This is a genomic window from Saccharothrix espanaensis DSM 44229, assembly GCF_000328705.1.
Taxonomy (GTDB): domain Bacteria; phylum Actinomycetota; class Actinomycetes; order Mycobacteriales; family Pseudonocardiaceae; genus Actinosynnema; species Actinosynnema espanaense.
Map to the genome: position 1 here is coordinate 6,366,571 of NC_019673.1, position 12,537 is coordinate 6,379,107.

12 protein-coding genes and 1 pseudogene are annotated in these 12,537 nt (G+C 66.8%); 3 read left to right on the forward strand and 10 right to left on the reverse strand.

What is annotated here, in order from left to right; all coding sequences use genetic code 11:
* Window positions 1-51 precede the first annotated feature (51 nt).
* Entirely contained in the window at window positions 52-390 is a 339-nt protein-coding gene (locus BN6_RS27410) for a hypothetical protein (protein ID WP_015103059.1), read from the forward strand.
* Between the two features lie 224 nt (window positions 391-614).
* Here BN6_RS27410 and BN6_RS27415 read toward each other — a convergent pair whose 3' ends face one another.
* From BN6_RS27415 to BN6_RS27440, 6 genes are all read right to left on the reverse strand, one after another.
* Window positions 615-1,532, reverse strand: coding sequence for an IS3 family transposase (locus tag BN6_RS27415; RefSeq protein WP_015103060.1), 918 nt, complete (start codon window positions 1,530-1,532; stop codon window positions 615-617).
* A complete protein-coding gene (locus BN6_RS27420; protein ID WP_015103061.1) occupies window positions 1,529-1,840 on the reverse strand; it encodes a transposase in 312 nt (103 codons plus the stop codon). The genes BN6_RS27415 and BN6_RS27420 overlap by 4 nt, the downstream gene beginning before the upstream one ends.
* Before the next feature lie 161 nt (window positions 1,841-2,001).
* Window positions 2,002-3,060, reverse strand: coding sequence for a hypothetical protein (locus BN6_RS27425; RefSeq protein WP_148303037.1), 1,059 nt, complete (start codon window positions 3,058-3,060; stop codon window positions 2,002-2,004).
* A 65-nt stretch (window positions 3,061-3,125) separates the two neighbouring features.
* Window positions 3,126-3,473, reverse strand: a complete 348-nt coding sequence (locus BN6_RS27430) for a hypothetical protein (protein ID WP_041314235.1) — start codon at window positions 3,471-3,473, stop codon at window positions 3,126-3,128.
* Window positions 3,474-4,084: 611 nt separating this feature from the next.
* Entirely contained in the window at window positions 4,085-4,348 is a 264-nt protein-coding gene (locus tag BN6_RS27435) for a type II toxin-antitoxin system RelE family toxin (RefSeq protein WP_015103064.1), read from the reverse strand.
* Window positions 4,349-4,663, reverse strand: a complete 315-nt coding sequence (locus tag BN6_RS27440) for a DUF6247 family protein (protein ID WP_041318322.1) — start codon at window positions 4,661-4,663, stop codon at window positions 4,349-4,351.
* Between the two features lie 522 nt (window positions 4,664-5,185).
* Between BN6_RS27440 and BN6_RS49140 the strand changes: the two genes are divergently transcribed.
* Complete coding sequence (locus BN6_RS49140) at window positions 5,186-5,686, forward strand: transposase (protein WP_331712648.1); 501 nt, start codon at window positions 5,186-5,188, stop codon at window positions 5,684-5,686.
* A 123-nt stretch (window positions 5,687-5,809) separates the two neighbouring features.
* Here the strand turns inward: BN6_RS49140 and BN6_RS27445 are convergent.
* Window positions 5,810-6,952, reverse strand: a pseudogene (locus BN6_RS27445) (IS701 family transposase).
* A 163-nt stretch (window positions 6,953-7,115) separates the two neighbouring features.
* Between BN6_RS27445 and BN6_RS48135 the strand changes: the two are divergent.
* Window positions 7,116-7,301 carry a hypothetical protein gene (locus BN6_RS48135; protein WP_197540201.1) on the forward strand — a complete coding sequence of 62 codons (186 nt, stop codon included), beginning with the start codon at window positions 7,116-7,118 and terminating at the stop codon, window positions 7,299-7,301.
* 55 nt (window positions 7,302-7,356) lie between these two features.
* Here BN6_RS48135 and BN6_RS27455 read toward each other — a convergent pair whose 3' ends face one another.
* The 3 genes from BN6_RS27455 to BN6_RS27475 all read right to left on the reverse strand — a co-directional run bounded on the left by BN6_RS27455 (window position 7,357) and on the right by BN6_RS27475 (window position 12,467).
* The gene (locus BN6_RS27455) at window positions 7,357-7,785 is read right to left on the reverse strand and encodes a transposase (protein ID WP_231904761.1); all 429 of its coding nucleotides are present in this window, start codon (window positions 7,783-7,785) and stop codon (window positions 7,357-7,359) included.
* A 993-nt stretch (window positions 7,786-8,778) separates the two neighbouring features.
* Window positions 8,779-11,997, reverse strand: a complete 3,219-nt coding sequence (locus BN6_RS27470; RefSeq protein ID WP_148303039.1) for a hypothetical protein — start codon at window positions 11,995-11,997, stop codon at window positions 8,779-8,781.
* A gap of 146 nt (window positions 11,998-12,143) precedes the next feature.
* A complete protein-coding gene (locus BN6_RS27475; protein WP_148303040.1) occupies window positions 12,144-12,467 on the reverse strand; it encodes a hypothetical protein in 324 nt (107 codons plus the stop codon).
* Between the last annotated feature and the right edge of the window lie 70 nt (window positions 12,468-12,537).

Genomic DNA, 12,537 nt, shown 5'->3' on the forward strand with positions numbered 1-12,537 from the left:
TGCCGTCCGTGGGGCGGTGAATCCCGTGCGAGCGAAGGGAAGGCAAGGATCATGCTGCAACGACTGGCTGGGAAGATCGTCTGCTGTGGTGCCGCGATGGCGCTGAGTCTGGGTGCGCCTGCGTATGCCTCGGCCTCGGCCACCGTCGGGACCGCGGATCAGGAAGGGTACTCGTGCGAGTCTGTGGAGTGGTACGGCCACGATGTCGAGGCCCAGGGGTGCGAACCGGAGGAAAGTCCCAACCTGAAGCCGGACCCGTTCATCATCTACTCCAAGCTGGACCTGCTTCCGAGGTACATCGTGTGTCAGTCCGGATCGCAGGTCTGGGATGTCATTCGCGGAAATGATTGCGAGTACGTGTGGTATGGGTCGGATGACGAACGTGCGTGACGGCTCGTAGCGCACGTTCTCGTCGTGTCGGCGTCGAGCCGGGCCGGTGACGTGCGTCTGTCCCGAGCGAGGACGTGGCCCTTGGCCGGTCGTTCACTAGTGGCTGGAGGACGACCGGCCAAGGGCCTGTATCAACCGCGCGTGGCGGCCCCGGAGGACCCGTGCGGCGTCTGGCCCATCGCGTTCGGAGTGAATGAGCTTCCCCCGATAACCCGAGGCGGTTGTTACCTGGATGCGGTCGGTGCCGCCGGGATGGTATCTGGCTGGGTCTGGGTGGCGTGCCAGGCGGCTTCGTACTCGTCGGGGCTGAGCCAGCCGAGGTCCTTCTGGATGCGCTCGGTGTTGTAGAACCCGTCGATATAAAGGAACAGCTCGTTCTCGGCCTCGTCATGGGTGCGCCAGGACCGTCGGTAGACCAGCTCGATCTTGAGCGTGGAGAAGAAGTTCTCCATCAGGGCGTTGTCGTAGGAGTCGCCGACCGACCCCATCGAGGGCAGGGTTCCGTTGTCCGCCAACCGTTCCGTGAACCGGAAGGCCGTGTAGGTCGAGCCGCGGTCGCTGTGGTGGATCAGCTGTCCGTCGCGCACGTCGCGGGACCAGATGGCGTACTCCAGGGCGCCAAGCACGAGGTCGGTGTCGCAGCGGTCGCTGGTCTTCCAGCCCACGATCCGGTTGGAGAACGCGTCACGGACGGCCGCGAGCCAGAAGACGCCCTCGCCGGTGCGGATCCGGGTCGCGTCGGCCACCCACAACCGGTCCGGTGCGGCTGCGCTGAAGTCCCGGTTCACCCGATCCGGTGCCGGCGCGGCCCGCGGATCCCGCCTGGTCGACGGCGTCCGCCACTGTTTGCGCAGGAAGGCGCCCTGCAGACCGGCCTGGCGCATCAGCCGCTCGACACGCTTGCGCGACACGCGGACACCCCGACGCCGCAGGACCTGGTGCACCCGCGGGCTGCCGTAGGTGCCGCCGGAGGCGGTGTGGATGTCGGTGATCTCCGCGGTGATCGCCCGGTCCTCGCGTTCGCGGTCCGACGGGTCGGCCTGTCGGGCCACCCAGCCGTGGTAGGTGGAGGAGGAGACACCCAGGACCCGGAGGACGAACTCGACCCCGAAGCGGCCGCGAAGCTGCTCGACGAGCTTCACGACCGTCGCCGGGTCGGGTCGAGTTCCGCCGCGAAAAAAGCGGACGCGGTCTTCAGGATCTCGTTGGCCCGCTTCAGTTCCGCGTTCTCCTTGCGCAGCCGGCGCAGCTCCTCCGACTCACCGGTGGTGTGTCGGTCGTCGTGCTCGCCGCGGTCGGCCTCGTCCTGCCGGATCCAGTTCCGCAACGCCTCGTGATGCACGCCCAACTGCTCGGCCAGGCGCCGGATCACCGGCTTCGGATCCGACTCCCGGTACAACCGGACCGCACGGGACCTCAACTCGTCGGGGTACTTCTTCGGTGCTGCCACGGACGACTCCCTTCAGGCCCCATCGGACCATGCCTGGAAAGCCACCGAGCTATCGGGGGAACCTCAGAGTTCCTGTTCGTGGCGGGTCTGGTCGGCAGACTCCGGTGGAGACGGCCGCTCGAGTGTTGCCGGTTCAGGTCCGTCCGGCCGAGATCAAGGGCTCACGTCTTCCGCACCTCCAGAACCAGTGGCCGACCGTCGTCAACCGCGACCAGCGCATCGAAGTCACCCGAGAGCGGATACTTCACCGAGCCGAATATCGGGACTTCGTACTCGATCTCGGACGCGAAGCTGCCCGTCACGTGCAGCAACCCGCTCGACTCGTCAAAAGCCATTCTGGCGTTCACCAAGGGATCGCCGCTGAATGTCCAGGAAGCTCGCCCTCCGCTACCCAGATTCACTTCCGGGCAGCGTGCCGGGAAGGGCAGGCGGCCCGCTTTCGCACAGTCGTCGAATACGCTCTTCACCAGGGGCCGGACCTCATCGAGGGAAACATCGGGGGTGATCTTCCGAACAGTCTTGACCGGAACGGGTAGGCGGGTGATTGGAGACACAGACGCTTTACCGTCACGCCAGAACACCTCAGCCGAGTACCCGACCACGCGGGTCTTGGTCTTCTCCCCCCATGCCTCTTGGTAATTGATCGACATCACCGCGTTGCCACGGACGTTGAACCGGTCCTCACGCCAGGCGCTCTGGAGGCCATCCACCGGATCACCGTGCATGGACCAGGCGACGGACTCCCCCGACACCACCGCTTCGCTCTGAGGGCAATTGGCCGGCGCCGGGACCACCGCTTTCGCGCAGTCCGTGATCGCGTTGCGCACCGCGGTTCTGACGGCGTCATCCGTAGCGCCGACCGGCCTCTCCCCCGCATCCTCCGTGAACTTGTCGTCCGGGTCCGGGAGGCAGGACAGAACGATCAACGCAATGGCAGCGAGCAAGGCAGCGAGCAACACCTTGGGCGACACGGTCACCCTGTGCACCGACTCCGACGGATCGCTCGCCTCGACGCCCGGGACATCCGCCAGAGGCGGGGCCAGGCGGTCGTCCGCCGCGCCTCCCTTCAGGGGGATCACCACATGGAACTTGATGAGTTCCCTGACGTGAAAGACGATAGACGTCTTGACGATCTTCAGGTAGCCGGTGTTGCCTATGGATGAATCCCCGGACGCCGTGGCGTGCCCGGTGTTCGACACCGTGTGATTCTCAGATTTCATCTTCACCTACAGCCGAGCCCCGCACGTGCTGACCCTCATCGCCGACCAGAGCACCGGGACGGGAGTCAGTCAGCCCGGAATCCGGAGTTCGCCTCGCCATCCGTCGCCTCCGCCCTGCCGGTGTCGCGGACGCGCACGAAACCGGTTCGGCGCACCTCTCCCGACAGGCCCGTGTTCGCCTGCCCGTTCCCCGTGGACACCGCGTCGCCGGTTCTCGACACGTCGATCGAGTCGGCTGATCGAGTTCCTCGCAGCGCAGCCCACACAGCCACCCCTACCGCAGCCACGGAAGCCAGCGCCGATGCCACTACAGCGATCTTGTTCGCTTCATCCCACGTCACCACGGCGATCCAGACACCAAGCACGGTCACCGCGACAAGAGCGACAATCAGCACCATCCTGCCCTTGGTCATCGGGAGAGCATCCCGCACCACAGGCAGCCTCGTAACGGAGGGTGTCACGATTCGAACGGTCGGCCGAACGACGGGTTCGCGCACATACACCCGAATGGGGGCGGTCTTGTTGCGCGCAGTCGAACCAAGCCGCACAAGCGCAAAATTGCGGACTTGACCCGGATCATCTCGAAAGATCCACGGCTATCGCTGACGGAGAGGCGGTAAGGCGCCTCGCGAATGACTTCCGATCAAGGACGAGGCCGCTCTCGGCCTTCATTCCTCGAGGTAGCCGTAGTCCGAGTGGCGACGGAACGGTGAGGGCTGCCTTTCAAGTAGCACTGGCGGCGTCGTTGAGCGGACGGTTGGGATGATATTCAGGCGGGGCTGTCAGGCTGCTGGCGGGGTGGCGAAGGTGTAGGTGCCGACCGGGGCGGCGACGTTCGACACGTCGGTGCCGACCACGTTGACCGGGTGACCAGTGCACGCGACATGTCGTCATCGGTCGGTCGCTACGGGCGGATCGGCCGGTGGCAGGGCCGTGATGGGGCGGGACCGAACCCGATTGCCTGGATGGCCTGCCGGAACCGAATGAAGGTGGATTCGTCGGATACCCGTCGCCGTGGCAGGGGTCAGCCGAGGTCTTCCAACCACAGCACGCGTTCGACGATGACCCGCTGTTGTTGTTCGAGGATGATGTAGATGATCAGGCCGTGGCCGAAGCCGTAGACGAGTTGGCGCAGTGCCCCGCCGGGGTTGGCGCGGTGGTAGGGCTCGCCGTGCCAGGGCTCGTGGGTCAGCAGAGTCATCGCCTCGGCGAACGGGGTGCCGGCTTCCGCGGGCAGTGCGTGGACCTGGTCCCAGACCTCGTCTGGGAACTCGATCGTGTAGGTCACCTACAGGCCGCGTTCCGTCCGCAGTTCGTCCCACGTGTGCAGCCGCTGCGGAGGCTGACCGGCCAGGGTCTGGTCGACGCGGGCCAGCATCCGCCGGTGGGCGGCGGGGTCGTGTCGGGTGACGGTGGCGATACGCCGCCAGTGGTCGAGCACGTCGTGGACCGGTTGCAGGCTGGAACGCTCGACGGCCTGGCCCAGGGCGTGGCGGCAGTCGGCGTCGAAGGCGTCGCGTTCCTCGGGCAGCAGCGCGGCACGGATCGCCTCGGGGGTCCTGCCGACCTCCGGGGGCTGCTGGTGCGCGGCGGCTGCGGTCACACCCACACGATAGCGCCATCACCGACACCCGGCGCAGCCCACCGAGGGCCGTCCGCTCGACGTGTCGGCAGAGGCGAGACTGCCTGGACCGGCGCGCTCTCTCCCCATCGCTCGAGGGGCGGTGGCCGGTCCCTCTCTGCCGCTTCCCGGCAGGTGCACACCTGGCGGATGCGAAAGCTCGTGACTGATCCAGTCGAACGAGCTGAACTGTTGAGCGCTCCTGGCACCACCGTGGAAGCCTCCGCGGTGACAGCCTTGTCGAGGGCGGTGGTGTGGATCTGATGGGTGACATATTTGGTTAACACTGAAGCTATAGACCTTGCAGACCTTCAGGTTGAGAAACACGACCACCCAGGCGACCCATCAGCGGGCCGACCTCGTCGCGCCCTGTGCACCACCAAGACCTACTGCTGGACGGGATACCGGACCAAACGGCGTCCCCTCGCTAGGCTGCCGCCATGGCCTCTCCGGCTCTTCCACCAGCCAGTCGGAAACCCCTGCCGCCCGGTGACCGTCGCCCAGGTGCGCGGCGTGGTCGAGCGGCTGATCACCGCGGGCCAGTGGAAGCGGGGCGATCCGGAGATGCTGGTGGTGTTCGACGCCGGCTACGACGCGCCCCGCATCGCCTACCTGTTGGGTGACCTGCCGGTGCGGGCGCTGGGGCGGATGCGGTCGGACCGGGTGCTGCGCCGCCCGACCCCGCCCCGGGTCCACAACCCGCTGGGCGGACGGTTCCCCAAGCACGGCGGCGAGTTCGTCTTCGGCGACCCCGGCCACCTGGTGCGCCGAGGACGTGCTGACCCGCACCGAAACCCGTCTCTACGGCACCGCCACCGCACAGGCATGGAACCGCCTGCACCCACGACTGACCGCCGCAGCGCCTGGATCGACCACAATGGACCACAATGGACCACTACCGATCATCGAGGGCACCGTCATCCGCCTGACCGTGGAGCACCTGCCCTCCGGCGGGTTAATACGACAACGACAGGTTGTGATGTCCGCGTCTCTTGTAGTGGCTAGTCCGGGTGCGGGCTTGGCTTGTTCGTCGCCAATTCGACCAGTGCAGGACGTGGTCGACGGTGGGGATGACGCGGTTGACGATCCGGTTCCATAATCGGCGGATCTCGTTGACGGACAACGGGATCAGCGGTTGGCTCGCGCCGGATGAGGAGCCCCCTTTTCGGTGATCTCGCGGGTGATCACCAGGAAGGCCAGGGCGGTCATGGACAGTGTGATGTGCCGGTACCACGCCTGGTAGCCGCGGACCTGGTAGTGGTCCAGTCCGGTCTCGTTCTTCGCGGTCTGGAAGCACTCCTCGATCGCCCACCGCGCACCCGCGACACGCACCAGTCGCTCCAGGGTGGTGTCGGCCGGGCCGAAACAGACGTAGTAGGCGATGTCCGACGGGTCGGCGATGCTGCGCCTGGCCAGCAGCCAGTGCCCCCATTCCCGCCTGCGCAACGGCCGGATGTCGATCACGGCCCAGTCCGACACCCGCGGCCCTCTTCCGCCCTCCCCGCAGCTGAGTCGTTTCCACGCAGTGTCGGGAAGTTCGGCGATCAGACGGTTGACGCGAACCTTCAGCAGACCGAACGACACCACCATCGCACTCTTGGGCACGGCCACCACGTGTGGGACGTCGACGGTCTCCAGCCACAGCCGGAACTTCGTGTCGTTGCCGTAGAGTTCGTCCGCGGTCACCCACCCGAACGGAACCTCGGCCTCCAGCGCTCGTTCGAGCATGCGCCGGGCGAGCAACTACTTGGTCGCGAACCGCACCTCGTCGCCGATTCCCGCCGCACGACACCGTTCCCGGTCATCGGTCCAGTCCTTCGGCAGATACAACTCGCGGTCGATCAACGCCCGTCCTCGCGGCGAAGCGTAGGCCAGGAACACCCCGATCTGCGAGTTCTCGATCCGCCCCGCCGTCCCCGAGTACTGACGGCCCACGCCGGCGGACTTGGTGCCCTTCTTGAGGAAACCGGTCTCGTCCACCACCAGCACACCGTTCTCGGCGTCGCCGATCGACTCGACCACCGCCGCGCGGATGTCGTCGCGCAGCCCGTCGGTGTCCCAGGCGTAGAAGTTCAGCAGCCGCTGCATGCCTTCCGGGCCAGCGTCACCGGCCGCCTCGGCCAGTGTCCACCCGTTTTTCCGCTCCACTTCGGAGAGCAGGCCCCTGACATACCAACGCATTCGGCGCCGTGACTCCACACGCGGAAACCGACCCGCGAACCGGCCGAGGAACGCATCAAACCCCGCCGACCAACCCGAGACCAACTCCATCGACACACAAGATCAGATACCAGAAGATGGCCGCAGATCACAACCTGTCGTTGTCGTATTAGACAAACCGGTCTAGCTGTGGCGCTCCGACGCCGAAGCCGCCGAGGTCGACCGCTACTGGCGGATGTTCCTGCGCCGCTTCGACCTCGAGCACACCTTCCGCATGCTCAAACAGACCCTCGGCTGGACCAAGCCCAAGCTGCGCAACCCTCAGGCGGCCGACCGCTGGACCTGGTTGGTCCTGGCCGCCCACGCGCAGCTGCGCCTGGCCCGCCCGTTGGTCGCCGACCTGCGCCACCCCTGGGAACGCCCCGCCGAACCCGCCAAGCTCACCCTGTGGGGTGCCTAAGGTCGCCATACGGTCTGGCCTGCGGGTCAGGCTGCTGCGGGTTCGTACTCGTTGATCAGGCCGCCGAGGACGGGTTGTCGGCGTACCGACGTGCGACTCGGCCTCGGAAGCGGGTGGTCCGGTAGTGGTGGCGTGGGTTGTCGTGCTCGGTGGGTCGACGGTGGTTGTAATGGGACACGTAGCGATCCAGCACTGTTCTCAGGTGGGGTTCGTTGATGATGAGCAGTCGGTCGGTGACCTCGCGTCTGACGGTGCCGACGAACCGCTCGACGAAACAGTTCGCTCGTGGACTCCGTGGCGGGATCTTCACGACCTGAACACCGACGTCGGCGGGGACTGCGTCGAACGAGGCGGTGAACTGCCCTGCCCTGTCGCCGATGAGGAACCGGAAGTCGTCGGCCCGACCACCAAGGTCCATGAGGAAGTTGCGGGCTTTTTGGGTGGTCCATGCCCGGTCGGGGTTGGTGGTGCCGAGGATGTGCACGTAGCGGGTGGCGACCTTGAGGACGAAGAACACGTACACGCGTCTGAGGGTGACCGCGCAGTCGACGTGGAAGAAGCCACAGGCCAACATGCTCGCGGCCTGGGCACGGAGGAATCACCGCCACGACATGGCGGTGTCACGTCCGGATGCAGGCGGTACGCGTAGGCGCTCGAGCACGCGACGGACCGTTGAGGCGGCCGCCCGGTGGCCGAGCTTGAGCAACTCGCCTTGGATCCTGTGGTAACCCCAGGCGGTGTTCTCCCGCGCCATCCGCCCGATCAACGCCACCACAACGTCGTCGACCGGCGGGCGGCCCGTCCGGCTCGGGTAGGTCCACTTCCTCGCGACCAGGTGCCATCGCAGGACGGTGCCCGGCGTCACCAACCGGTGCTCCCGTAACCAGTCGGATAGCCGTCGCATCAACGCGGCGAGCACCGCACGATCGGCCCAGCCCAACCGCGGGCGATGTCGCGGTGATGCTCGGCCCGTCGACGGAGCCGGACAGCTTCGGGTGCCGGTGCGATCCCGGCCCAGGCGTCGAGTCGGTGGGCTTCCCGTTCATGCTCGACGGCGTCCTGATCGGTATAGAAGCGGTTGGCACAGCGTGGATGGCAGGTGGCCAGGCCTGGACCGGTGTGCGCGCCCTGCTCGGTGTCGTTCTGGCAGGCGGGTCGAAGCGGCAGCCGACCGCGGTGTCGGGGTTGTCGTAGGTCTGGAGGTCGCGGTCGGCGAGGATCTTCTTCCAGTCGCGGCTGGTCAGGATCGCGCCCTGGAAGGTGGTTAAGGGAGTTGAGCGTCGCGGCGATGTACTCGGCGGTTCCCGGGGCAGGAACTGGGTGGATCTGGTCTGCTTCATGCCTTCGTTGTGGTTGCGCCCGTCGGCGATGCTGCGCACGGCCGCGTGTTCCTCATCGAGCGCGCGGAGAACGCCGCGGCCTCCTCGATGGATCCACCTTGACTGGCTCCGCGGAGACCTCGCGCGCCACCACACACTCAGTGTCGGGCTGCGAGTTCAGCGTGACCGTGGAGATGTGAAGGGCTCGTCGCGCTCTCCTTCAGCTGCCGCAGGTTGCGGCGGCGGACGTCCGGTGGCCAGTGCGCTGCGGATGCCCAACCGACGAGCGCCGCCGCCCGCCAGGTGTGCAGCTGAACGTTCCTGGAGGAGGTCAGGGAGTCCGCCTCATGTGTGGACGGGGTCATTGCACGGAATAGGGTGCAGGCGAGGCGTTCCCCATTGTCTCCATCGAACTTCTCGTAGAGGTGGCGCGCGAGATCCGGTCGACCGGAGCGCAACATGGTGTCCATCAGATACCCGGTTAACCCGTCGTCGGAGAGCGTGATGGCGTCGGCGATCTCGAAGGCCTTCTCCGCCGCTCGGACCGCAATGGTCAGGTCGCCATTTGTAGCACTGACGTCTGCGATGGTCGCGTAACCGAATTCGTGCAACCCATCCGCCAGATCCAGGGCGATGTCGTACTCACCGGCGCAGGCAAGGGCCTCGCAGAGCACACGCCGGGTCTCCGGTCCGGTCGTGTCGTCCGTGGCCTGCAACGCCCTGAGCGCGAACGCGCGTGCGTGGTCGTCTTGCCGCGCATGCCAGAGAATCACCGCCGTCGACGCGCTCAGTTCGACGCTCGCCGCGCCACCCAAGTCATCGACTGCCCGTCGGAACGTTGCCACCAACCGCGGCATCCCCCGAACCGCGGCCGGCAATGGCCCGGCGGCCCTCAACACGCCGTGCAGCGTCGACAGACGGTCGCCGCCCTTCCTGACCCGGAACGCCGCCTCGATCGCCTCGTTGAGCAGGCGGTCAGCCTCCGGGGAGTCCGACGCGCGGCAGGCGAACGACAACCTGGCCAGTGCCTCGGCGCGACGTGTCAGGGGTTTGACCTGCATCAGGACCGCCTCGCCGCGCCCGATGTCGTTCGCGCGATGGAAGGCCTCGACTGCATCCAGGGCGTAGTCCCAACCTAGCCATCGGTCCGCAGGTGCGCATCCCTCGATGAGATCGGTCGCCAGTCGGAGGGCCTGGTTCCGGGTACCATTCACAGCCGCCATCGCGACCGCCAGCCGAGCCTGATCGGACAGGGGCCAGTCCTCGCAGTCGGGCACCGCCAGCCCGGTCGTGGCTTCGGCCAGTTCGACCTCGCGCGCTCCGATACGCCGCCATGCTCGGTTTGGGTTGGCCTCGACCACCTCACGGGCACCGGGGAGGTCGCCCGCTTCGATGAGCGCGAGAGCTAGGTCGTGCATGTTGTAGTCGATGAACGGGTGGCCGTACCGTCGACTCGCAGTGAGCATCTGTTGGGCCACGTGCGCCGCATCCTGGACTCGCCCGGTCGCCAGCAGGGTGTTCCCCAACCGGATGAGACGCGCCGACACGTCCTCGAGAAGGTCCTCGTTATCGGCCAGTTCGCGAAGCAGTTCATCCGCTTCACGCAGGGCGCTGTCGCCGTCATGCGCGGGTCCATCTGCATCGATTAGCCTGCCGGTGCTCCCACCCGCGTCGGGACCGTCGAGCAGACGGCGGATCCGATCGATGTCTGCCCACTCCCGAGGGCCGAGGTCGGGATGCTGTCGCTGTCGTTCGGCGAGCGCGTCGAGCCCGACACGGGCGGCGGCGTGTTCACCCGGCTCCCCGAGGACACCGGCCTCAGCGCTAACCGCATGTCGTGACCTCACGTAGTCATCGAGTTCCAGCCGGGGGATTTTCGCCCCGGCCTTCCTCGCGGCGCGTACGCACGAGCGCAGGACGACGGGCTGCAAGTGCTCGTCAACCATCGAAGCACATGTCCACGAAGCGTCGACGAGCCCTCTCGCGCGTTCGAGGAGGCCTGTGTCTGCCAGGGCCTCGGCGACCTCCGCTAGAGCCACGGCGCGAAATCGTTCTTCGGTGGCGAAGGCAACGCCTTCCGCCTGGTCCGCCTGCCCAGACAACACAAGTAGCCGAAGCATCCCTTCGGGCAGGAACGGGCTGTACGAGACGGCCAGAAGGTGGTGGAGGTCGAGTCGGAACAGCAGTTCGAGGTCGTCTGTCGACTGTCCACCGGACTTCTCCGTCAGCGCACGTACGACGGCGATGGTGTCGAGGAAGACGCCGTCGTGCCCAAAGGTCGCCAGCAACCTCTGCCTCCGCTCGTGCGACACGAGGGCCGTCAGCAAGCCTTTGTCGGCAGTGGCGGCGTGCGCGCGTACGAAGTGGTGCAAGCCGTGCAGGAGGAAGGACGGCGTCGTGTCGGGCCAGCCCGCGGCCGCGTGACGGGTTGCCCACTTGACAATCCGCTCGCCGACCCGCGCCCGCCCGCCCGCACCGATCCAGTCGTGCACGAACTCGCCGTATTTGGCGTGGGCCCACTGGTAGCCGACCCCGCTGGGGGCAATGGCGATGGGCAGCAGGCACCGTTCCACGTCGTACAGGTGCTGTGCGACCTGGCAGACAGCAAGTCCCAGGAGATCGGCCAGGTCGAGTCGAGATAATGGCGCGCTAGCGACGAGTATCAGTGCGGCGATCTCCTCGCGTACCGGATCGGCAGACGCCAAGAACGCCTCAAGGTGGCGCTTCGCGTTCTCTGTCTGGGCCTTGGCATGCCGACTGGGGATCAGGTGAACGAGGCTGAACCGCGACGCACCCAGTGGGTGGTGAGGTGGGGTGGCGGTGCGTGGATCGGGCAAGCTCCGCGTCGCGACGACGACGTGGGCATATCCCGAGACGTGCACCGGAAGTAGCGGGCTGATCGCGTCGATGGGCAGTTGCTCGTCCAAGCCGTCCACAAGCAACACTGCCGGGCGCTCGGCGGTGCCGAGCGCGGCGACGGCGTCCCAGAGCCGCGCGAACTGCGCGGACCGCTTCTCCGCGGCGGCGACCTCCTCGTCCACCCTGAGAACGCCGATCAGTTGGCCGATCACCGCCTCGAGGAAGTCGCCGGACCTGTTGGAGTACCGGTCCACGATGTAGAAGACAGCGGTCGGGCAGCCCAAGGCGTTCAGTCTTCGGCACAGCTCGACCATAAACGCGGTCTTGCCGGCGAACGCAGGCGCCTCGACCACGTGGTACGTCCCCGTGCCGCAGAGCGCGTCCAGCAGGCTGCACAACTCGTCCTCGCGGTCGAGGACTTCGGTGTGGAAGCTCTCGAGCGCCCTGCGGGTAGCGGCGTAGCGGTCGTGGTGGGCAGTCGCGGCGTGTCGCCCGTCGCCCAACACGTTCACCACCACGGACTGCACGGTCAGGCCCCCGGCGATCACAGAGCCGGCGACGTCCCCACCCACCTGAACGTTGTCCCCACCGACGGCGCTGTCCCGAACCACCTGGCCCAGTTCCGGCGCACCTTGAGCGGGGCGTCGGTGACCGCGTCGGAATCTCACCGGCCCGCTGTCCGCCCGGTCGCATTCACGTCACCGTGCACCGAACCGCCGACCTGGACATTCGAGCCTGTGATCATGCTGTGCATCACGGACTGCCCGGCAGCCACGGTGCTCTCACCGTCAGGTTCCGGAACTCGGCCTTTCACCATGCCCAACACCCCGACCGCCAAGCCCATCACTGCCGTGCCGGCGCCGATACCACTGGAGATCCGGTCGGCTTCCTCCGTGCCCAAGACGACGAACAACCACACCACGCCGCCCACCGCCATCACCGCACCAGCTACGACCAGTACCACCCAAGCGCTGCGGCGCACATCCATCGGGTCTCCAATTGGTGATGTGACCATCAAAACTAGTGAACGTTCACCGCGTGGAGGTACAGGGAGTGTA